Here is a 22,611-nt window from a genome sequence, read left to right on the forward strand (position 1 = left end):
GATGAATTGGACAAAAGGAAAATGGGTTGCTGGAATAGTTGCTACATCCGTAGTTATGCTTGCTGCGTGCGGTAATGGAGAGACAGAAAATGAAACCGCTGATTCAACGAATGAAAGCGATGCAACAGAAACAACTGAAACACGTTCATTTGAACATACAAGGGGTACTGCTAAAATTGAAGGAGTTCCAGAAAGAGTGGTCGTTCTGGAATGGGGTTACGTAGAAGATTTCTTAGCACTTGGAATAGAACCCGTTGGTGTTGCTGATATCGAAGGAATGCAACAGTGGGTTGATATCGGCATGGAGATGCCAGAGGGAATTGAAGACATTGGAATGCGTAACACCCCAAATCTTGAAGTGATTACAGCACTTGAACCAGACCTGATTATAGGCCTAGAGTCTAATGTGGAGACAAGCTATGATGAGTTAAATGCGATTGCTCCGACTCTTGTCTATGATCCATATCCAGAGGAAGGCGAAGGCACTCAATACGATCGTATGATTGAGACATTTAACGAGATTGCAACAATCATGGACAAGGAAGATGAAGCGAAAGAAGTTCTTGCTGGAATCGATGATCTTTTTGAAGACTCTAAACAAAAAATTGAAGAAGCCGGAAAAGGTGGCGAAGAGTTTGTTGTAGCGATGGCATATAGTGATCAAAACGCCGTGACCTTCCGCCTTCATGATGATACATCAATGGCTGCACCAATGATTGAAAAAATGGGAATGGTGAACGGATTCCAATCTCCACAGTTTGAGCGATATGGCTTTACTTCAGCAGACGTTGAAGCACTTCCTGCTATTGAAGATGTAAATTTCTTTACGATCATTCAGGATAGTGACAATGTCATTGATAATCAATTAAAAGATAACCCGATCTGGAACGGATTAAACTTCGTTGAAGAGGATCGTATCTATCCATTAGGTGGCGATGCGTGGCCATATGGAGGACCTCTTTCTGCTCAGGTTTATGCAGAAAAGGTTGTAGACGCAATTACCAATGAGTAAGAATAAAAGAGAGTTTGAGGCTGCTAAACAAATGGGACTCGCAGCCTCAGACCTCCAAGGTAAAAAAAGTGTGAGGCCGCTAATTTTATGTATTGGTGGTCTTGCTGCTTTGATCGTGACACTTTTCTTTAGTTTGACACAGGGTCGAGCAGATGTCTCTGTGAGCGATGTTGTAGGAGCTCTGTTTAATCGTCAAGACATTACGGAGCACCATTTAGTATGGTCCAATCGTTTTCCACGAGCGGTGATGGGGATCATCGCAGGGTCTGCCCTTGCTGTGGCAGGTGCACTCATGCAGACGGTGACGCGAAATCCACTTGCATCTGAGACAACACTTGGTGTAAATGCTGGTGCGTACTTAGCGGTTGTGGCAGGAATGATCTTTTTTCCTACGCTTCAATCGCAGTTTTCCTTTCCCATTGCTGTGGTAGGAGGGGCTGGTGCGGCAGCTGCCGTTTTTGCACTTGGTGGCGGAAAAAGAAGCACGCCGATTCGTGTGGCTCTCTCTGGAATGATTGTGACACTTGTTCTTTCCTCGATAACAAGTGCTCTAATCATGCTAAATCAGCAAACCGTGCAGGGTATTTTCCTTTGGGGCTCGGGATCTCTTATCCAAAATGACTGGAGTGGAGCCAGCTTTTCTTGGCCATGGGTTGCGGGTGGTATCTTGCTTGTTTGTTTTGCGGCGCGTCAGCTCGATATTTTAACACTGACAGAAGAAACATCGAAATCACTCGGACAAAATGTAGCACTGACCCGGTTTTTAGCGATGGCCGTTGCGGTAGTAATAGCCTGTGTAAGCGTAAGTGTCGTGGGTCCGATTGGATTCATCGGTCTAGTCGCACCACATCTTGTTCGAATGATGGGTGTCTCAAAGCATATCTGGCTCCTGCCGATTAGTGCGATCTGGGGTTCAGTGGTTCTCCTTTTAGCAGATACAATCGCGAGAAGCTTTATTGATAGTTACGGAGAATTACCGGCTGGAGCGATCACAGCAGCCATTGGGGCTCCATGGCTTATCTGGCTTGCCCTGCGTATGTCGAAGCAAGTGAAGGGAAGCAAGGGCTTTAGCTCAAACATGTCCATGAGTGTTGGCGGCTCAAAACGAATTGGCTCATTTGGCCTGCTTGTGACTATATTTTCTATTTTGATGCTAGCGGTATGGACGCTCAGCTTAACAAGCGGTAGTCTTTATATTCCATTAACTGATGTATGGGCAGCATTAATAGGTCAAGGACAAGCCATACATGAGAAAATCCTGTTTGATTTTCGTTTGCCGCGTTTGCTCATTGCAGGAGTTTCCGGTATGGCGATCGCCGTAAGTGGAAGTCTAATTCAAAACACGATTCGCAATCCACTAGGAGATCCTCAAGTGATCGGAATTACAAGTGGAGCAGGGGTCGGTGCGTTATTAGTAATTGTCGTTTTCCCAGCATTAACTGGAATCTGGCTTCCGGTCGGAGCAGTCATAGGAGGGGCAACGGCAGCAGCCATCGTGTATGCCGTTTCGTGGCGACGTGGATTGGACCCAATGATTCTTACATTGGTTGGGATTGCAGTAGCAGCTGCAGGAGCCGCATTCATAAATATTTTAATTGTCTACGCAAAGGTTTCTGTAGCCCCTGCCCTCACTTGGATGGCAGGAAGTGCCTACGGTCGTGGTTGGAGTGAACTTCGTGTGCTGGTGCCATCGGTCATCATTCTCTTTGTGTTGGCTTGGTGGCAAGGAAGAAAAGTAGACTTACTTTCTTTTAGTGAAGAAAGCTCAACTGGACTGGGGTTAAAGGTTAAGCAGACAAGATTATATGTTGCGGTTATTGCGGTTCTGCTTGCGTCAATCGCTGCAGCGAATGTAGGAGCTGTAGGATTCATTGGCTTACTTGCTCCACATGCTGCTAGGATGCTCGTGGGACCTCATCACCGACAGGCCGTTGTTATATCTGCTTTAATTGGTGGATTATTACTTGCAGCAGCGGATTGGATTGGTGTGGTTGTTCTAGCTCCGAAAGAACTACCAGCAGGCGTTGTGACCGCTCTAATTGGGGCGCCATATATTCTGTACCTCATGTACCGGTCAGCGAAGCCTAAGATCATTAAATAAACATGTTTAACGAGGCTGGAACAAAACTCAAAATGAACGAGAAAATGGCGAATGATTCCATGAGTGAATCATTCGCCATTCGTTTTTTAGCAAAAATGAGCGAAAGGAGAACCCGACACTCCTACGGGATAGTACGTGGTGAAGACACTGTAGCGGCGCTTTTACGCGGAAGGGGCTGAGGCCGTTCCCGCAGGTGGGAGGAATTCTCATGTAGCGGATTAGTTGCTATGTTCGTGTTTTCATGAGTGGTTTATTATAACGTCCAATCCTCGTTTTTTGTTATGGATTGTTCATTGGTTTAATGAACCTTGTTCAAGTACACTTAACTAAAGGAGGTTTTCCATTGATCACTGGCTACCATTTACTTGCTTTAAGTATTACATGTATTCTATTCATTTTTGTCTTTCTATTTTATAAAAGAGGAAAAACGAAGAAAGCGGTTATCCTACACCAATTTATGAGACTCTCTTTTTTAGGGGTTCTTGCCACAGGCATTTTACTTGTTCCATTAATGCCATTTTCATTAGCTCGTGGAGCAAAGCTATTATTCGGGATTATGAGTCTAGGGATGATTGAGATCTTTTTAATGCATCTAAATAAGGGCGACTTAACCAAATTTACGACGGTCTCTTTTATTGTTTTTCTGTCAATTACGATTTTACTTGGACTATTCTTACCACTTGGTATTTATTTACGTTTTTAATGATACATAGACGTATGTGCAGATAAGGAACATTTGTTATATACTCTAGTTAGCTAGACCAATAAAGAGAAAGGAATGAAATGGTATGAGTAACTGGGAAGATCGTCGATTACTCGTCAAAGCTGCGAATCTATATTATTTTGATGGCTGGACACAAGCTCAAATTGCAAAGAAGATGTCTGTATCAAGACCAGTCATCTCAAAAATGCTTAATCGAGCGAGAGAGCTAGGCATCGTTGAAATCTATATCAAGGATGAGAATGCCCACACCGCAACACTAGAGCATCAATTGGAAAAAAAGTTTAACTTAAAAGAAGCGATGGTTGTGCCGACTGCAGGCTTAACTCCCGAAATGATTCGACGCTCAGTTGGTAAAGCAGCGGCTTATTATGTTAGTAAGAACCTAGAAGGGATTACGAGCATGGGGATATCGTGGGGGACCGCCTTATATAACCTCGTGAAAGAATATCCTTATGAAAACCGCCCAGAGCTCAATATCGTGCCATTAGTAGGGGGAATGGGGAGAAAACTAGTAGACATTCATTCAAATCTACTTGCCTATCAGCTTGCACAAAAGGTGAACGGAACCTGTTCATATTTGTACGCTCCTGCGATGGTTGAGAGTGAAGACCTTAAGCAACGCTTAATCGAAAGCGAGGATATTGCAAATGTCCTTGAAGAGGGCAGACAGGTACAGATGGCCCTTGTTGGGATCGGAAACCCTCTCCTGAATTCAACGATGAGTACAATGGATTACCTAAAAGAAGAAGATTTAATTTCCTTACGTAAATCAGGTGTCGTTGGTGATATCGGATCAAGATTTTATGATGTGATCGGTGAGCAAATCAAACATCCATTAAATGACCGAGTCATTGGATTAAATCTAAATGAATTAAAGAACATTCCAGAGGTTGTTGGAGTAGCAGAAGGAGCGCATAAGGTAGAAAGTCTCCTCATTGCTCTTAAAACAGGGTATCTTAATGTATTAATTCTTGATGACTCAACAGCACAATCTTTATTACATGAACTTGTTTAAATCTAAATATTCTAAAGCGCTTTCAAATTTAAAAGTAGAGTTCGACAAAATTTTTAGAAATCTACTTGACGAATCTTGAAAGCGCTTTTATAATACAAACATAAGTAACAGTTAAGAACAAATGTAAAAGAGGTGAGATGGTATGTGGGGTTGGCTCATTGGATTATTTGCTTTCACCTGGGTCTTACAACTCGTTTTAACACGAGTCCAGATGAAAAACTACCAAAAGACATTAAAAGAAATGAGTACTCGCTCCTCAGGATTTTTAGGAGTAGGTATTCACAAGCAACGGATTGGGGTAGGGAGCATCGTTATTCTAGTAACCGATGAAAATGGAAAAGTAATAGACGGTCAAAAGATGGCAGGTGTCACGGTCTTTTCTCGGTTTGCTCCATTTCATACATTTAACGGACTCCTAGTTCAAGAAGTAAAAGAAATGATCCATGAACATCCACTCCGCGTGGCCATTGAATCATCTCTAGAACAAATAAACAAACAACGAAAGAAAACACTCGTAGGATAGGGGGAAGCGTAAATGGATTTTTTAGTACAGCTTGCTGAAGGATTTATTGGCATGTTTGAAGAGGGCGGCACTACCTTTATTGGAATGGTGACCGGAATCATACCAACATTGATTTGTTTGATCACCGCTGTAAACGCTATCATCAAAATGGTTGGAGAGGAACGAATTAATCGGTTAGCTCAGAAGAGTACAAAAAACATTATTTTACGCTATACACTCTTCCCGTTTCTAGCTGTTTTCTTCTTAACAAATCCGATGGCTTATACGTTCGGACGATTTCTACCAGAGCATCAAAAGCCAGCCTTTTATGATTCAGCCGTTTCCTTTGTTCACCCGATTACGGGGCTGTTTCCACACGGTAACCCTGCAGAGCTTTTTGTATACATGGGTATTGCTTCTGGTATCACAACACTTGGACTATCACTTGGACCGCTCGCTATTCGATTCTTCATTGTAGGTCTAATTGTCATTCTCATTCGAGGAATTGTTACAGAGATCATCACAGGTCGTCTAATTAAAAAGAGAGAGCAAGAACTTGCCTCACAAGCTTAAGAGAATCGTAGGGGGTAATGAAAATGGCAGACTACAAACAAGTTAAAGTTGAAAAAGGTAGCGGCGGCTGGGGCGGACCACTTATCATTCAGCCAACAGAACAAAAGAAATATGTTGTGTCAGTAACAGGCGGGGGAATTGATCCACTTGCGCAGCACATTGCTGATATGACAGGTGCAGAGGCTGTTGACGGGTTCAAATCTTCAGTAAATAAAGAAGAGATGGCGTGTGCGGTTATTGATTGTGGTGGTACCGCTCGTTGTGGAGTATATCCGCAGATGGGTGTCCTAACAATTAACCTAAATCCAACATCTCCATCAGGTCCACTAATGAGATTTATTAAGGAAGATAATTTCGTATCTGGCGTAAAGGTTTCGAATGTGAAACTAGAAGAAGGAGCAACTCCGCAAACGGCTGCTGCGGCTGAGAAGGAAGATTCCAGTCGTCTCGATAAAAATGAAGCAAACCGCATTAAAGAAGAAGCGAAAGCAAAGGCTGCAAAGCTACAACAGCCTAAGAAAAAAGCAAACATCGTTGAGATTGTAGGTAGAGGAGCCGGTAAGGTTGTTGGTGTCTTCTATCAGGCTGGTCGTGAAACGATTGACCAAGTCATTAAGAACATTCTCCCGTTCATGGCCTTTGTAAGTATGTTAATTGGGATTATCACGTTCACAGGAATTGGTGACTTTATCGCAAACTTTGTATCACCACTTGCTGGAAACTTTGTCGGACTTTTAATTCTATCCATCTTATGTTCAGTTCCGTTACTATCTCCGCTACTTGGACCAGGAGCTGTTATTGCACAGGTGGTTGGGGTATTAATCGGTGTTGAAATTGGTCGAGGCAACATTCCACCGCATCTTGCCTTACCGGCATTGTTTGCGATTAACCCACAAGCAGGGGCTGACTTTGTACCAGTTGGTTTAACACTTGGAGAAGCGCAACCTGAAACCATCGAGGTCGGTGTACCAGCTGTCTTAATGTCACGTATGATCACAGGTCCACTAGCAGTCATCATTGCGTATCTATTTAGCTTTGGATTGTATTCTTAATAAGAGTTAAAAGGAGTGTGTAAGATGGAACAAACAAAAACAACCATCTATGAATCATCGTTTATTGAATTAGGGGAGCAGACAGAGATCTTCCTTGAAGAAAATATGCTTGTGATTTTTAACGAAACCGTACCAGCTGACTTGAAAAATATCTCAGCTGTTCATAAACAAACAGAATTCAAACATGAAGTAGCGGTTGGGGATACGTTACGCATTCAAGAGAACGACTACAAAATCTTATTTGTAGGAGAAAAAGCCAACGAAACATTAAGAGATTTAGGTCATTGCACGATTGAATTTAGCGGTCAATCTGTATCGGATCTGCCCGGAACAATTTGTGTAGAGAAGAAGCCTGTTCCAAAGCTTGAGGTTGGCGGAAAACTTGCAATCTATCGAGATTAACTAAAAAAAGAGAGACATAGGAGTGGTCACATGCTAGGAATTAATCGCAAGTTAGCAGAGCTAGAACAACAAGGAAAAGTCATTAATGTAGGTTTGGTTGGCGCAGGCCAAATGGGTAGAGGAATGGTTGCACAGATCGAGGGCATGAAGGGTATGCGCGTAGTTGTTACGGCCGACATTCAAGTGGAGAATGCTGTGAACGCATACAAAAAAGCGGGAGTTGCTGCTGATCAGATTGTGGAAACAACGAATCTAGAAGAAGCAGAATCCGCAGTTAGCTTAGGAAAAGTGGTTAGCACGTCTTCTTCAAGTCTTGTTACATCACTTCCATCTGTAGATGTAGTTGTAGATGCTACTGGTGTACCGGATATCGGTTCAAGAATTGCTTGGGATACCATTATGAATAAGAAGCATATCGTTATGCTAAATGTTGAGGCAGATGTAACGGTTGGTCCACTTCTTAAGCAGCTAGCTGATTCAAGCGGTGTGGTATATACAGGTTCTGCTGGAGATGAGCCAGGAGCAGTCATGGAATTAAACGACTTAGCGGATGCAAGTGGATTTGAGGTCATTGCTCTTGGTAAAGGGAAAAACAACCCACTTAACCTTGAAGCAAATCCTGACTCAGTTGCTCAAGTGGCTGCTGAAAAAGGAGCAAGTCCTAAAATGATTGCTTCTTTCCAGGATGGATCTAAAACAATGGTTGAAATGACTGCAGTCGCAAATGCAACAGGATTCTTACCTGACAAACCAGGCATGAACGGTTTAACAGGCGAAGTAAAAGACCTGCCAGCTATGTTCCGTTCTATAGCAGATGGTGGCCAAGTACAAAACAAGCAAATCGTTGAATTTGTAAACGGAGTGGCTCCTGGTGTTTTTGCCATCATTGCTTCTGATCAAGAGGAAGTAAATCATGAAATGAAATATTTGAGTATGGGTGATGGACCTTACTATGTACTATATCGTCCATACCACTTAACAAGTCTTGAAACACCAATCTCTGTTGCACGCGCTTATTTCTATGGTGAAGCAACAATTGCTCCTTGGAAGGGACTTGTTGCTGAAACAGTAACGGTTGCTAAAAGAGATCTAGAAGCTGGAGAGCATCTGGACAGTATTGGTGGATTTACAGTGTATGGAAGTATTTTAGAAGCAGAGGACGCAAAAGAAAAAGAGTTGTTACCACTTGGCTTAGTAGATCGGAACGTTCGCGTGAATCGTGCCATTAAAAAAGGGGAGTATATCTCTTACGGTGATGTCACTCAAACAAAAGAATCGTTCATCTGGCAGCTACGTAAGCTACAAGATGATACGCTTCAGTAAGTGTCACTAACACCTAAAGAAAGGCGGTGTGTGTCATGAATTCAAGTCAAATGGAGGCGGATCTTTACTGCATTCACTGCAAGGAAGAGGTGCCGCATGAGATCACTTATGTGAACAACCAATTAAAAAGCATTGAGTGCTTAGAGTGTCGTCATGATCTAGAGATTAATCTAGATTTAAATAAAGAATTTTATGAGGAAACACAAAAACGAGTGGCGACAAAGCCAAAACGAATGACGCAGGAATATCGTGAAGACTTAAGTCGATTTCTCTTCTCGCTACCAGTGCGAGTGATCAGTAAGCCCTATCGTATGTTTAAAGATATCAAACAATCTCGTGATGTGATCAAAGAGTTTGACCACGATAACGAAGACCGATAATGTTCTCTACCCCTGTTCCCACCTTGTGGGAATAGGGAATGAGCAATCGGACATTTTTTTTCGCTAATAATTACATTTGTTCTAAGTCTGAACAAATGATAAATAGGAGGCTATTATAATGAATGAATTGAAGCAAGATACTGCTAGTTCAAAGGAAAAGTTAGTTCCCCTATATAAGCAAATGTGGTTAATTCGCTATTTTGAAGAAAAAGTAGATGAGTTTTTTGCAAAGGGAATGATCCACGGGACGACTCACCTTGCTGTTGGACAGGAAGCGACAGCTGTTGGATCTTGTGCGGTTCTTAATGAGGACGACATGATTACGAGTACACACCGTGGTCATGGTCATTGTATTGCAAAAGGCGCAGAGGTTAATCGTATGATGGCTGAATTATTCGGTCGTACAACTGGCTACTGCAAAGGTAAAGGTGGATCCATGCACATTGCCGATGTCAGTAAAGGGAATCTTGGTGCCAATGGGATTGTTGGAGGCGGTTTCTCAATCGCAACAGGTGCAGCTCTTACTTCTAAGATGAAAAACCAAGGGAAAGTGGTGCTTTGTTACTTTGGTGATGGTGCTTCAAATGAAGGAAGTTTTCATGAAGCAGTGAACCTAGCATCGATATGGAAGCTGCCAGTGATCTTCTTCTGTGAAAATAATCAATACGGCATGTCAGGTCCTGTGAAAGAGATGGTGAACATTGAACACATCGCACAGCGTGCTGAAGCGTATGGGATTCCAGGTCATGTCGTAGAAGGCAATGATGTCTTTGACGTGATGAATGTTGTACAAGAAGCGGTTGATTTTGCACGTAATGGCGGAGGCCCAACCATTATTGAAGCGAAAACGTACCGTTGGAAAGGTCACTCTAAGAGTGATGCCAAAAAGTATCGTACAAGAGAAGAAGAAAAAGAGTGGAGAGAAAAGGATCCGATTGCACGCTACAAGGAGCAACTCATTGCCCAAGGACTGTTCACAGAGGAAGAAGCGGAAGTCATTCGTAATGAGGCGAAGAAGGAGATCGAGGATTCGGTTGAATTTGCTAAAAATAGTCCCGAGCCAGGTCTTGAGACATTAATGGAGGATATCTATGCCTAAGGAGGGAGCAACCATGAGAGAGCTAACGTATTTAGAAGCAGTCAGAGAAGCAATGAGTCAGGAAATGCGCACAAACGAAGATGTGTTTATCTTAGGTGAAGACATCGGTGTTTATGGTGGAGCATTTGGTGTAACACGCGGAATGATTGAAGAATTTGGACCGGAGCGGATACGGAATACACCCATTTCAGAGGCGGCTATTTCAGGAACAGCCATCGGTGCTGCGTTAACAGGTATGCGTCCTATCTTAGAGCTTCAATTCTCCGATTTTATTACAATTGCGATGGATAATATGGTCAACCAAGCTGCCAAGCTGAGATATATGTATGGTGGCGAAGGAAAGGTACCTATGGTCCTGCGTACACCTGCTGGATCAGGAACAGGAGCAGCGGCTCAGCATTCACAAAGCTTAGAAGCATGGATGACTCACATTCCAGGGTTAAAAGTGGTTCAACCTTCTACGGCCTATGATGCGAAAGGACTTTTAAAAGCTGCGATGGATGATGACAACCCAGTTGTGTTCTATGAGCACAAGCTTTGCTACCGCACAAAAAGTGAGGTGCCAGAGGAAGCCTACTCGATTCCGCTTGGAAAAGCAGACATTAAGAAAGAGGGTAAGGATGTCACAATTGTTGCAACAGCGATGATGGTGCACAAATCTCTTGAAGCCGCAGAGCAATTAGAGGCTGAAGGAATTAGTGTAGAAGTCGTTGATCCACGTACACTCGTACCACTAGATGAAGAAACAATCGTTGAGTCTGTGAAAAAGACAGGCCGTCTCATTGTTGTGCATGAAGCAGTTAAACGTGGAGGCTTTGGTGGAGAAATTGCAAGTATGATTGCAGAGAGCGAGGCCTTTGATTACTTAGATGCTCCCATCAAACGATTAGGCGGAAAAGCGGTTCCGATTCCGTATAATCCTGAGCTTGAAAAAGCAGCTGTCCCACAGGTTCAAGACATTGTGGATGCTGTAAAAGATACGCTAAAAGGACTATAGGAAGGAGGGTGTAATGCATGCCTAAAGAAATTTTTATGCCGAAGCTAAGCAGTACGATGCAAGTAGGTACGCTACTGGAGTGGTTTAAAGAAGAAGGCGAGTCGGTTGAAGTCGGAGAGCCTTTGTTTGAAATTATGACTGATAAGATCAACATTGAGGTTGAGGCATATGAAGAAGGTATTTTGCTCAAACGCTATGTTGGTGAAGATGAGGAAGTTCCCGTGAATTACGTCATTGGCTACATTGGAGAAGCGAACGAGACCGTGCCAGATTCTTCTCCGGGTGTCTCGGATGCAGACGCAGAGCCTACGGATGAGGTAAAGCCAGTTGGACAGGAGGATAGTGCTGCACCGCAGAAGCAAGAAAGCGGAGAAAAGGTACGTGCCACACCTGCTGCAAGAAAAGTAGCAAAGGATGAGGGGCTTTCGCTTCAAGAGATAGATGGCAGTGGCCCAAGAGGTCGAGTTCAAAAGGCGGATGTGGAAGCTCATGGAGAGCAAGGAGAAAAGATTAAAGCCACACCACTTGCCCGTAAGGTTGCGGCTGATAAAGGACTGAACCTACAAGAGGTTACAGGCACGGGTTCAAACGGAAAAATCTACACAGCTGATCTTGATACAGCGGCCAGTGCAAATCGCGAGGTATCAACAAGCGAGCCGAAACGCGTGAAGCTAAGTGGCACACGTAAGATGATTGCTAAGCGAATGGCAGAGAGTGCCTTTACTGCACCACATGTGACGCTAACAAGTGAAGTAGATATGACCGCATCCATGGAGGTTCGGAAACAACTGCTTCCAATTATTGAAAAACAAATAGGCAAGCGCCTATCCTATACTGAAATCATTGCAAAAGCAGTTGCCCATTCGTTGGTACGTCATCCAGAGATTAATGTCTCACTTGACGGAGATGAAGTCGTTTATCACGAAGATGCTCATATTGGTCTAGCTGTATCGATCCCGGGTGGACTCGTAGTACCGGTTATTACTGATGCAAACCACAAGGGCTTACAAGCGTTAACAGAGGAAGCGAAACAGCTTGCCAATGCAGCGAGAGAAGGCAAACTTAGTCCAGATTCCATGCGTGGTGGTACGTTTACCATAAGTAATCTTGGGATGTATGCAGTAGATGCCTTTACACCAATCATTAATCAGCCAGAGTCTGCAATTCTTGGAGTAGGAAGAATACAGGAAAAAGCTTTAGGAATAAATGGTCAAATCGAGCTTCGTCCAATGATGAGTCTTAGTCTTTCATTTGACCACCGTGTTATTGATGGTGCTCCAGCAGCGGCCTTTTTAACCGAGCTCAAGCAAGTACTTGAGAACCCATACCAACTGCTTACGTAAAGGAGGAGAGAATGTGTCGACATATGATATCGTCGTAATAGGTGGAGGACCAGGTGGCTATGTGGCAGCAATCCGTGCAGCGAAGCTCGGTAAAAAAGTCGCACTTGTAGAATATGGTCATCTCGGCGGAACTTGCTTAAACAGAGGCTGCATCCCTTCAAAGACCCTGTTGCGTCATGCTGAAATCATTGAACAAATTGAAAAGGCAAAGGACTGGGGCATTGAAGCAGGTCCAGTGACATTATCGTTAGAAAAAATGCTAAAACGAAAAGATCAGGTAATCAAAAAGCTACGCACAGGCATTGAGTATTTAATGAAACAAGGCAACATTGAGGTCCTTGCCGGACTTGGAGAAGTAGAGGCAGACGGTACTGTGCGAATTAGTGGGCAAGAGAAAGAGTCAACGATCAAGGCTGACAAGATCATTGTTGCAACGGGCTCTACTCCGTTTGTACCACCGCTTGCAGGCATTGATTCTGCTCGCTTTTACACAAGTGACACGGTGTTTGATATAGAGAAAATTCCTGATTCTATCATCATCATTGGTGGAGGCATTATCGGTGTGGAGTTTGCCTGCATTTTTACAAGTCTTGGTGTAGACGTAACCATCGTGGAAATGGGCAATCGAATCATACCGAGCGAAGATCCTGACGCTTCAAAGCATCTAGCAAAGACCTTAAAGAAAAAAGGCGTCCGTATCTTAACGAACACAAAGGTGACAGAGCTAAAGCAAGCGGGCGATACTCAGCAAGTGGTGGTTGAGTCAGACAAAGGAAAAACAGAGGTGATAGATACCGAAGACCTCTTAATCTGCGTCGGAAGAAAGCCGAACCTGTCAGCCATTTCAAAGCTCGATCTAGCGATGAATGGACCATTTGTGAAAGTGAACGATATGATGCAAACAAGTCAGCCGAACATCTATGCAGTGGGTGATCTCATTGGAGGCTGGCAGCTTGCGCACGCGGCCAGTGCAGAAGGACTTGTAGCAGCAGCGAATGCAGCAGGAGAGCGAGAGTCCATCAAAGGAAAGATCATTCCTCGTTGTGTGTACACGAGTCCTGAAGTAGCGAGTGTCGGCATCTCAGAAGCTGAAGCCACAGAGCGCGGACTTCATGTAAAAGTGGTGAAAACCGATTTGTCTGCAAACGGAAAAGCCTTAGCTATGGGAGAAGCAGAAGGCTTTGTAAAGCTGATCGCTGACGTGAAACATGGGGAGATTTTAGGGGTCACCATGGTTGGGTCACATGTAACAGAAATGATTGCGGAACCAACAGCCTTTATGCATCTGGAAGGAACGGTAGAAGAGCTGGATTCAATGGTTCATGCACACCCGACTATTTCAGAAGCCCTTTACGAAGCTGCAGGATCCTGGCTTGGAAAAGGTGTGCATAGCTAACTGATTGAACAGCAAGTCCTTGTGAGGGACTTGCTGTTTTTTTGTTTTTGGCGGAAGCGGGATTGAAGTGATGGAGGGAGGATTCATGTGATAGGGGCATAGATTGGAGCGATGAAGAGAGGATTTATGTGATAGGCGTGTGAATCGAAGCGATGGAGGGAGGATCCATGTGATAGGGACATGGATTGAAGCGATGGAGAGAGGATCCATGTGATAGGCATGTGAATCAAAGCGATAGAAAGGCATATGTTATTCGATCCATCTATTAGATAAAAGCTGTAGACGTGCTCATAAAAAAACGATTCTCGAATGATTAGAGGAAGATGTGGTCCTATTTACTTCTTAAAATCAGTCAGCAAACCCCTTGTCCTTTCGGTTTTCGTAGTTCTAAATCAATCTTCGTAAAAAGATCTCACAGCATTTCGTTTGAAAAACCTTGTTAGAAATGCTGACTAACCACCTCAATAATTAAGGTATCTCCATTATGATGTCACAAAAGATAGGGAGGAGTGGACTAGTTGATACAAGGCAAAGTGTATTTTGTAGGAGCTGGCCCCGGTGATCTTGATTTGATCACGGTTAAAGGACTTCGCTTACTGCAAAAAGCGGACGTAGTTATTTTTGATCGGCTGGTTAATCCATTTTTATTAATGGAAACAAGTCCCGAGGCAAAGCTTGTCTATTGTGGAAAGCAGCCGTGTAAGCATACACTCAGACAGGAAGATATCCAAAAGGAGCTTTTAATCCATGCGAAAAAAGGATTAACCGTTGTTCGTCTTAAGGGCGGCGATCCTTCTGTTTTTGGTAGAGTTGGCGAAGAGGCTGAGCTTTGTGCACAGCATCAGATCAAATACGAAATCATTCCTGGAATTACATCGGGGAGTGCAGCGAGTATGTACGCTGGGGTTCCGGTTACGTACAGGAAGCTCTCTGGATCATTTGCAACCGTGACGGGTCATACCTGTACGAAGGATGGCAAGCCGGCAGTGAACTGGAGCTCACTTGCAAGCGCTGTGGATACCATCGTGTTCTATATGGGCATGAAGCACTTACCCACAATCTCAAACGAACTTATCCATCATGGAAAGTCAAAAGATACACCCATTTTAGTTGTTCAATGGGGCACGTACAGCAAACAACGTGCAGTGGAGGGGACACTCGCAACGATCGTGGCAAAAGCAGAGCTCGCTCAAATCCAAAACCCTGCCATCATTCTCGTTGGCGAAGTAGTTAAGTTAAGAGCAAAGCTTAATTGGTTCGAACAGAAACCTTTAAGTGGAAGAGGAATGTTAATACCTACAGCTACTGATTTCTGTGAGGAAGTATCTCAATTAAAAGAACAGGGTGCAGATGTCTATGCTTATCCATTTTTAAGCCAAGCGATTCAAATGAATCACCGAGATCAGCTGGTATTAACGAGATTATTTGAAGATGAGCACATTAATACGATCTGTCTTCTTACGTATCAAGACTACCTTAAATTTTTTGAATATATCGATTTATCAGGTATTAATGTGGACTCATTAAGAATCTGCACATTTATATGTAGCGATCCTTCAACAGAATTACGTTTAAGGGAGGCTGGATTTGACGTATATCAAGTGGCAGCTATAAATGTTGAGCAGATAACGGAGGCGTTACTACCTACTCAGGTACAAATCGCAGAACCTTTACGTGGATCATTGTAGACCTTAACCATACACAAAAAGGAGAGAGACATCTTGAAGCAAAAGATTATTTTGATCGGTAACGGAATGGCTGGGATTAGAACACTAGAGGAGATCATAAAAAAAGACCCACATAAATTTGAGATCACAGTCTTTGGTGAAGAACCTCATCCAAACTATAACCGCATCCTTTTATCCTCCGTGTTACAGGGAGATGCGAGTATTGAGAGTATTGTGTTAAACAGTTACGAATGGTACGCGGAGAATCAAATTGAGTTGTTCACAGGTGATCCGGTTGTAAAAGTAGATACTACTGCCCAAAAGGTAACAAGTCAAAACGGCATAAGTCGTTCGTACGATCACTTAATTTTTGCGACAGGTTCAAACCCTTTTATGCTTCCGCTTCCAGGTGCTGATAAAGAAGGTGTTATTGCGTTTAGGAATATTCAAGACTGCGAAACGATGATTGATACCGCGAAGAATTATAAAAAAGCAGCGGTCATTGGTGGAGGTCTATTAGGGTTAGAGGCAGCTCGAGGGCTGTTAAATTTAAATATGGAAGTAGAAGTTATTCATATTGCTGACTACTTAATGGAACGACAACTAGATGACCAAGCCGGCAAGATGCTGAAGGAGGAGCTTGAAAAGCAAGGAATGACCTTTCGTTTAAATGCTCACACAGAACGTTTAACTGGTAAAAAACGAGTAGATGGTGTCCGTTTTAAAGATGGATCACAGCTTGATGCCGATTTAGTTGTAATGGCTGTTGGAATTAAGCCGAATGTATCTTTAGCCAAAGACTCGGGGCTTGAAGTGAGCCGTGCAATCATTGTAAACGACTATATGCAAACATCCGTTGAAAATGTGTATGCCGTTGGAGAATGTGCAGAGCATGCAGGTGTTGTATACGGACTTGTTGCACCGTTGTATGAGCAAGGTAAGGCCTTAGCTGAACATGTATGCGCAGATCAGCCGTTATCTAAGCCTGGCTACCAAGGATCCATTGTGTATACACAGTTAAAGGTTTCAGGGGTGGATGTGTTTTCTGCAGGGCGTTTTCAAGACGGGGAGCATACGAAATCAATTCGCGTCCATGACGAGTTTGAAGGGATCTTTAAAAAGGTTGTGGTTGAAGACAACAAAGTAATAGGGGCTGTGCTGTTTGGCGATACGTCTGATTCACCACGGCTTCTAACTATGATGCGGAATGAGCAAGACATTTCAAAAATGAGTAAGGTAGCTATCCTGCCTTCTGAAAATGAATCAGATGAACGTGAAAGTGTTGTAGTGGCGATGGCTGATAGCGAGACGATCTGCGGCTGTAATGGAGTAACGAAGGGAGACATCGTTAAAGCCATTAACGATCAAGGGCTAACGACGGTCGATCAAGTTAAAGCATGCACTAACGCCTCACGCTCTTGTGGAGGGTGTAAACCACTTGTTGCGGAGCTACTTACTCATGCAACCGGAGAAGAAGCAACAAATCAGAAGGAGCCGATTTGTGGATGCACGGATCTTTCTCACGAGGAAGTAACTGCTGAAATTAAAGACAAAGGCTTAAACTACGTTCGCGAAGTGATGAACGTACTTGGCTGGTCTACTGAGAATGGCTGCTCTAAATGTCGACCTGCTTTGAACTACTATCTTGGCTTAAATCAACCGATTGAGTACAAAGATGATTCCACTTCAAAATTTGTGAATGAACGACTACATGCAAATATTCAAAATGACGGAACCTTCTCGGTTGTACCAAGAATGTATGGAGGCGTTACGAATCCAGATCAGCTCAGAAAAATCGCGGACGTTGCTGATAAATATAACGTGCCATTGCTTAAGGTAACAGGCGGGCAACGAATTGACCTACTTGGAGTTGCAAAAGAAGATCTTCCTAAGGTATGGACCGATCTTGGTATGCGCTCGGGTTATGCGTACGGAAAATCCATTCGAACAGTAAAGACATGTGTAGGAGAAAGCTTCTGTCGGTTTGGAACACAGGATTCAATTGGACTCGGTATTCAAATCGAGAAGAAGTACGAAGGATTAAGCACCCCGCACAAAGTTAAAATGGCTGTATCTGCTTGCCCACGTAATTGTGCTGAATCAGGTATCAAGGATATTGGAGTTGTTGGCGTAGAAGGAGCATGGGAGATCTATGTCGGAGGGAACGGTGGTGTCGATCTGCGTGGTGGTGATTTATTTGCCAAAGTAGCTACAGATCAAGAAGTCATTGACTTTATCAGCTCGTTCCTTCAATTCTACCGTGAGGATGCTAGATACTTAGAGCGTACATCGCACTGGGTTGAACGAGTAGGGCTAGACCATATCAAAGAGGTTCTTGCAGATGTAGAAACCCGTGCACAGCTTATTGAGCGTGTGGAACTTGCCTTATCGGGTCAACAGGATCCGTGGAATGAAGTACTCGAAAGCAAGGATAAACAAGCAACGCTTTATGAGAAAAAAGAAGTGGAAGTCATCAACTAAGGAGTGATTAGCATGACTCAAGTACTGAATGAACCAATTTACGTGGCGCAGCTTCATGAATTATCTGTTGGGATTGGTAAAAAGGTAACGATTGATTGTTTAGAACTGGCACTTTTCCGTCAAGAGAATGATGAAGTGCTTGCCGTAGAAAACCGTTGTCCACATAAGGGTGGTGTTTTATCTGATGGAATTGTTAGCGGTGAGTACGTGTTCTGTCCCATGCATGATTGGAAAATTGACCTTAGAAAAGGCGAAGCAGTAGCTCCTGACATTGGCTGTGTGAAAACCTATAACGTATCAATCGTAGACGAAGCTGTTTATATTGTTGTGAAGGAATAGGTAAGCACAAAATGTGAAAGGATAGAAATTAAAATGGATTAAATAAGGCAAATGATTCTTGGATTGAATCATTTGCCTTTTGTATTGATATCAGACTAGCGTAAGGAGAACCCGAGACTTCTGCGGTACAAGTGCGTGGCTGAGGCCGTACCCGCGAAAAGCGAGGGATTCTCCTGTAGCGGATATAAAAGTCTATATTCGCGATAGGTTCTTTTTAAGGCGCCGTCAATTCATCTTCAATGACCCATTTATGATTCATCACTTCATCATCACCATTTGTAGGAATGAAGTCTACCATGTATACGGTCGTATCCTTCGCTGTTTCAATGGTTGCTTCAGCTCCTTTCATTCCCTTGATATGATCGGCGTTTAAGATGACTTTAGAACCTGGTTCAAGTGGTTTCTCACCCGCATCCTCCAGTTCTTCATGGATAACCCATTTATGATTCCATACCGTTTCACTCTCAGTCGTTGGTTTATACGATACCGAGTAAGCCGTCGTATGATAGGCGCCAGAAATCACAGCTTCAGCTTGATCCATTGATTCCATATGGTTTGTTTGGATAATCGCCTCACTTCCAGTAGGAAAGGTGGGGTTATTGGCCGTTTTCAAATTCTGCGGGAGTTTTCCTGTGGAACTTGAATGATTCATCTCTTCCTGTGCAGTAGAGTCGTTTGCGTTTGCATGAGGATCGGCAATCGTTCCATCCTCGTTACAGGCTGTCATAAGCAGCAGTCCTAAGACTGCAATAAACGTTAGTTGTTTTCTCAAAGATGTCACCTCGTTCATAATGATTGTTTAACTCTTTCGTACCCATTAAGAGTCAACGATAAAACCTTTATAGGTAATAGGCTTTACCACTCAAGGGTAAAATAATCATCTATGGATAGGTTGTGGATATCTATCTTAAAAGAAGGTTAATTATGTGAACAACTTTTAAAAAACTTTGATAAAAAGAGCTTGGTCAGTCGTGGATATGTGGATAAAGGTGAGGATAACTCAGTTTTATCCACAAAAAAACGACCTTATCCAGGTCGTTTTGTAAAGCGATTACACAGGGAGTTCTTCAAGTGCTGCTTTAATGGCTGCTTCTGCGTGTAATGTTGTTGAATCAAAAACAGGGAGAGTAGAGTCCTCTTGTTTAATGAGCAGAGGAATTTCAGTACATCCTAAGATGACTCCTTCAGCACCATTGGCTGCCAGTTCGTTAATAAGCTGTTGATATCTTTGTTTGGAATCTTCTCGGATTTCTCCACGGCATAGCTCACTAAAAATAATGGTGTGAGCCGTCTCGCGACCAACTTCGCACGGCACAATGCATTCAATCCCGTGCTTAGCCAGTCGATCTTTATAGAACGACTTCTCCATCGTAAATGCCGTTCCCAGTAAGCCGATTTTACTAATATTCGCTTTCTTAATCGAAGCGGACACAGCATCTACGATGTGGATAAGAGGAACGGATACCGCTTCTTGAACTGCATCAGCCATCAAATGCATTGTATTCGTACAAATGACAATTGAATCAGCACCGGCTCTTTCTAATGCTTGTGCAGCTTCAATCATTTTTTCAGTTGCGGTGTCCCAATGACCAAGTTTCTGTAGATTGACGATTTCTTGAAAATCAAACGAGTGCAAAACGATTTTAGCCGAATGAAGTCCACCTAACTCTTTTTTTACATATTCATTCATAAATTTATAATAAATGGCCGTGGATTCCCAGCTCAGGCCGCCAATCAGTCCAATTGTTTTCATAGAAGACACCCTCCAATTTATCTGTAAGGATATCGTAGCATGTTATACTGGACTGAATAAGATCCAGGTTTAGTTTAATTTGAAGGTGCCAGTTTGAAAGGAGAATACGTGTGCTTTGGTTTCCAATTGATCGAGATTCAGATGTGCTGCTTGTGCAGCAAGTATATAAACAAATTCGAAGCCTGATATTAACCGAACAATTGGGTGAGCACGAGAAGCTTCCGTCTACGAGAGAACTAGCTGACTCGATAGGAGTTTCTCGAAATACAGTAACTGAGGCATATGACCAGCTGATTTTAGAAGGGTATGTTTTTGTGAAGCCTCGCTCAGGTACATATGTAGCGAGTGGGGTCGTTCTCAAGGCTAATGAAATGGAAAAACGAGAAGAGCACTTAACAAAGTGGCTTGAAACGGAGCAACAAGACGACGAGATCATTGATTTTCGAGCGAGCCATCCCGCTATGGACCATTTTCCAAGGAAGGTGTGGGGGAGACTAGCAAAGGAGGTTTGTTATGATTCTCATGATGATCTATTCGGCTATCGCTCACCTCTTGGTGATGAAACGTTACGTAGGGTTCTTACTACATACTTAACACGAACAAGGGGCGTATCCTGTCATCCAGAGCAAATTGTCATTACCGCAGGAGCCACTCAAGGACTGTCCCTTATTACGCAGCTTTTAATGGAAGAAGGAGACTGCGTAGCTGTAGAAGATCCAGTGACTGATGAAATGCGTACAATCTTTGTCAAAGCAGGAGCCGAGGTTGAACCGATAAAAGCAGATCGAAATGGAATTAAACCGAATGAACTACCAACTTCGCGTAAGCCGAGTTTTGTATTTGTTATTCCATCGCATCAATTCCCGCTTGGCGCTATTTTGCCAATTCAACGTAGAATTCAATTAGTGGAGTACGTGCGTAAGATGGATTCTTATATCGTAGAAGATGATTATGATAGTGAATTTACATATGAGGGTACGGCGGTTTATTCGATGCAGGGACTTGACCCGGAGCGTGTCATTTATGTAGGAACATTTAGTAAAATTCTATCTCCGGCATTACGAATTGGCTATGTCATTTTACCAAAGCACCTCATTGACCGCTTTAAGGAGCTCAAGTGGTTTTCTGATCGTCACACGGCTACACTCGAGCAACAGGTGATGGCTAGGTTTATTGAAGAGGGCCACCTGGATCAACACGTTCGCCGTATGAAACGAATCTATGAAAAGCGTCGTAGAGCCCTAGTTGCTGCTCTGGGTCGGACCTTTCAGACACTTGAAATTATCGGACAAGCAGCAGGAATGCATGCGGTTGTAGAATGGGAAGACCTAGTTGTAGATGAATCCTTTGTGAACCATTGCAAAGAGAATGGCGTCATTGTGTATCCAGTGGAGTATTACGCACTTAAAAAAGGACATCACAAAAAACAAATGGTTTTAGGCTATGGAAGCTTAACTGAGGAAGAAATAGATGAAGGAGTTAGAAGGCTACAGAAAGCCGTTGAGAGTTATCAACCTAAGAATTAAGAGCCTCGTTTTCAAGTTGAGGCTCTTTTTATTGGGTCACTTCTTCGGCAGTTTAGATGAATATGTTTTCCTTAACGTATGTAACTCATGTAACTTCTCCAGTGCATCTGGTCCGATTTCTTTCCCGGCGGCTACCACAAGGCTTTCAACAAGTGCAGTAGGAGCAACCATCGAATGAAACTCCCCAACTTCTCCACGTTCTGTGTATAACACATAGGTTGCTTGATTAATCATGGGTGATACTAATAAGTCTGTTAACAAGATGGTTGTCACCGATTGAGTAGCCGCATAATCAAGTAGAACTTGAATTTCAGGTGAGAAATGAACAAAACCAAACAGTACAATGGTGTCCCCAGGTTCAATATGAATCATATCCTCATAGATTTCATGGCCGCTTTGAGCGAGCTTTGTGACGTCTACATTAAATCGACGGAGTCTGAAGCGGAGAAACATGGCTAGACCGTCTGCTGGTCCGCTGCTGTATATATGCACAGTTGGTGATTGGCTAATGGCTAAAACACTATTCTTAAAATCCTCTATTGATATATGTTTTAATGTTTCCTCTAAAAAGCCAATGGAAGATTGAAACATCCCACTTAAATAGGTATCCTCGTGCTTTGCTACAGCCTTTTCCATCTTTTTAGCCGGAGTGATTGTTGCCTCATAGTTCTTGTAGGAACGCTTAAACGCTTTTAAATTATCATAACCAACTGCTTCCCAAAACCTCGAGACCGTTGCCACACTGACTGAACAGGCACGTGCTATTTCAAGTTCGGTTAAGTACGGAATTAAATGATTATTTTTACTAAGGTAGTCAGCAACCGATTGTTGGCTTTTTGTGAGTGTGTATGCATCAAAATGAACCATTATCTTTCCTCCTTCCTTGCTATTGTACGTCATTTTTGAAAGTTAAATATCATTTTTTC

At 43.1% G+C, this 22,611-nt stretch carries 21 protein-coding genes; 18 read left to right on the forward strand and 3 right to left on the reverse strand.

The window, feature by feature from the left end; translation table 11 throughout:
* Position 1: 1 nt before the first annotated feature.
* The 17 genes from JNO66_RS08430 to nirD all read left to right on the forward strand — a co-directional run bounded on the left by JNO66_RS08430 (position 2) and on the right by nirD (position 18,406).
* A complete protein-coding gene (locus JNO66_RS08430; RefSeq protein ID WP_203087818.1) occupies positions 2 to 1,012 on the forward strand; it encodes an ABC transporter substrate-binding protein in 1,011 nt (336 codons plus the stop codon).
* On the forward strand, positions 1,005 to 3,113 hold the full coding sequence (gene fhuB / locus JNO66_RS08435; RefSeq protein WP_203087819.1) for a Fe(3+)-hydroxamate ABC transporter permease FhuB: 2,109 nt from the start codon (positions 1,005 to 1,007) through the stop codon (positions 3,111 to 3,113). Before JNO66_RS08430 ends, fhuB begins: the two co-directional genes overlap by 8 nt.
* A gap of 343 nt (positions 3,114 to 3,456) precedes the next feature.
* Positions 3,457 to 3,816 carry a DUF1516 family protein gene (locus JNO66_RS08440; RefSeq protein ID WP_203087820.1) on the forward strand — a complete coding sequence of 120 codons (360 nt, stop codon included), beginning with the start codon at positions 3,457 to 3,459 and terminating at the stop codon, positions 3,814 to 3,816.
* A gap of 85 nt (positions 3,817 to 3,901) precedes the next feature.
* Positions 3,902 to 4,852: a sugar-binding transcriptional regulator gene (locus JNO66_RS08445; RefSeq protein ID WP_203087821.1), complete on the forward strand. Its 951-nt coding sequence runs from the start codon at positions 3,902 to 3,904 to the stop codon at positions 4,850 to 4,852.
* Between the two features lie 142 nt (positions 4,853 to 4,994).
* Positions 4,995 to 5,375, forward strand: a complete 381-nt coding sequence (locus JNO66_RS08450) for a transcriptional regulator GutM (protein ID WP_203087822.1) — start codon at positions 4,995 to 4,997, stop codon at positions 5,373 to 5,375.
* 12 nt (positions 5,376 to 5,387) lie between these two features.
* Positions 5,388 to 5,927, forward strand: a complete 540-nt coding sequence (gene srlA, locus JNO66_RS08455; protein WP_203087823.1) for a PTS glucitol/sorbitol transporter subunit IIC — start codon at positions 5,388 to 5,390, stop codon at positions 5,925 to 5,927.
* Between the two features lie 23 nt (positions 5,928 to 5,950).
* Complete coding sequence (gene srlE / locus JNO66_RS08460) at positions 5,951 to 6,979, forward strand: PTS glucitol/sorbitol transporter subunit IIB (protein WP_203087824.1); 1,029 nt, start codon at positions 5,951 to 5,953, stop codon at positions 6,977 to 6,979.
* A 24-nt stretch (positions 6,980 to 7,003) separates the two neighbouring features.
* A complete protein-coding gene (locus tag JNO66_RS08465) occupies positions 7,004 to 7,381 on the forward strand; it encodes a PTS glucitol/sorbitol transporter subunit IIA (RefSeq protein ID WP_203087825.1) in 378 nt (125 codons plus the stop codon).
* Between the two features lie 30 nt (positions 7,382 to 7,411).
* Positions 7,412 to 8,704 carry an NAD(P)H-dependent oxidoreductase gene (locus JNO66_RS08470; protein WP_203087826.1) on the forward strand — a complete coding sequence of 431 codons (1,293 nt, stop codon included), beginning with the start codon at positions 7,412 to 7,414 and terminating at the stop codon, positions 8,702 to 8,704.
* Positions 8,705 to 8,739: 35 nt separating this feature from the next.
* Positions 8,740 to 9,084 carry a bh protein gene (locus JNO66_RS08475; protein WP_203087827.1) on the forward strand — a complete coding sequence of 115 codons (345 nt, stop codon included), beginning with the start codon at positions 8,740 to 8,742 and terminating at the stop codon, positions 9,082 to 9,084.
* Positions 9,085 to 9,202: 118 nt separating this feature from the next.
* A complete protein-coding gene (locus JNO66_RS08480; protein WP_203087828.1) occupies positions 9,203 to 10,183 on the forward strand; it encodes a thiamine pyrophosphate-dependent dehydrogenase E1 component subunit alpha in 981 nt (326 codons plus the stop codon).
* 13 nt (positions 10,184 to 10,196) lie between these two features.
* Positions 10,197 to 11,180 carry an alpha-ketoacid dehydrogenase subunit beta gene (locus JNO66_RS08485; RefSeq protein ID WP_203087829.1) on the forward strand — a complete coding sequence of 328 codons (984 nt, stop codon included), beginning with the start codon at positions 10,197 to 10,199 and terminating at the stop codon, positions 11,178 to 11,180.
* A 17-nt stretch (positions 11,181 to 11,197) separates the two neighbouring features.
* Positions 11,198 to 12,523 carry a dihydrolipoamide acetyltransferase family protein gene (locus JNO66_RS08490; RefSeq protein ID WP_203087830.1) on the forward strand — a complete coding sequence of 442 codons (1,326 nt, stop codon included), beginning with the start codon at positions 11,198 to 11,200 and terminating at the stop codon, positions 12,521 to 12,523.
* A 13-nt stretch (positions 12,524 to 12,536) separates the two neighbouring features.
* Complete coding sequence (lpdA, locus tag JNO66_RS08495; protein ID WP_203087831.1) at positions 12,537 to 13,919, forward strand: dihydrolipoyl dehydrogenase; 1,383 nt, start codon at positions 12,537 to 12,539, stop codon at positions 13,917 to 13,919.
* Positions 13,920 to 14,437: 518 nt separating this feature from the next.
* Positions 14,438 to 15,607: a uroporphyrinogen-III C-methyltransferase gene (gene cobA / locus JNO66_RS08500; RefSeq protein WP_203087832.1), complete on the forward strand. Its 1,170-nt coding sequence runs from the start codon at positions 14,438 to 14,440 to the stop codon at positions 15,605 to 15,607.
* A 30-nt stretch (positions 15,608 to 15,637) separates the two neighbouring features.
* On the forward strand, positions 15,638 to 18,067 hold the full coding sequence (gene nirB / locus JNO66_RS08505) for a nitrite reductase large subunit NirB (protein ID WP_273753251.1): 2,430 nt from the start codon (positions 15,638 to 15,640) through the stop codon (positions 18,065 to 18,067).
* Positions 18,068 to 18,079: 12 nt separating this feature from the next.
* A complete protein-coding gene (gene nirD / locus JNO66_RS08510; RefSeq protein WP_203087834.1) occupies positions 18,080 to 18,406 on the forward strand; it encodes a nitrite reductase small subunit NirD in 327 nt (108 codons plus the stop codon).
* Positions 18,407 to 18,620: 214 nt separating this feature from the next.
* Here the strand turns inward: nirD and JNO66_RS08515 are convergent, their stop codons facing one another.
* Both JNO66_RS08515 and JNO66_RS08520 read right to left on the reverse strand, forming a co-directional pair.
* A complete protein-coding gene (locus tag JNO66_RS08515) occupies positions 18,621 to 19,187 on the reverse strand; it encodes a YdhK family protein (protein WP_373367171.1) in 567 nt (188 codons plus the stop codon).
* A 270-nt stretch (positions 19,188 to 19,457) separates the two neighbouring features.
* Entirely contained in the window at positions 19,458 to 20,159 is a 702-nt protein-coding gene (locus JNO66_RS08520) for an aspartate/glutamate racemase family protein (protein WP_203087835.1), read from the reverse strand.
* Positions 20,160 to 20,269: 110 nt separating this feature from the next.
* On the opposite strand from JNO66_RS08520, the gene pdxR reads away from it, so the two are divergent.
* Positions 20,270 to 21,685, forward strand: coding sequence for a MocR-like pyridoxine biosynthesis transcription factor PdxR (gene pdxR / locus JNO66_RS08525; RefSeq protein WP_203087836.1), 1,416 nt, complete (start codon positions 20,270 to 20,272; stop codon positions 21,683 to 21,685).
* Positions 21,686 to 21,721: 36 nt separating this feature from the next.
* Here the strand turns inward: pdxR and JNO66_RS08530 are convergent, their stop codons facing one another.
* The gene (locus JNO66_RS08530; RefSeq protein ID WP_203087837.1) at positions 21,722 to 22,552 is read right to left on the reverse strand and encodes a MurR/RpiR family transcriptional regulator; all 831 of its coding nucleotides are present in this window, start codon (positions 22,550 to 22,552) and stop codon (positions 21,722 to 21,724) included.
* Positions 22,553 to 22,611: the final 59 nt, after the last annotated feature.

The sequence above is a fragment of the Alkalicoccobacillus gibsonii genome (genome assembly GCF_016798245.1).
In the GTDB taxonomy this organism is placed as follows: domain Bacteria; phylum Bacillota; class Bacilli; order Bacillales; family Bacillaceae_D; genus Alkalicoccobacillus; species Alkalicoccobacillus gibsonii.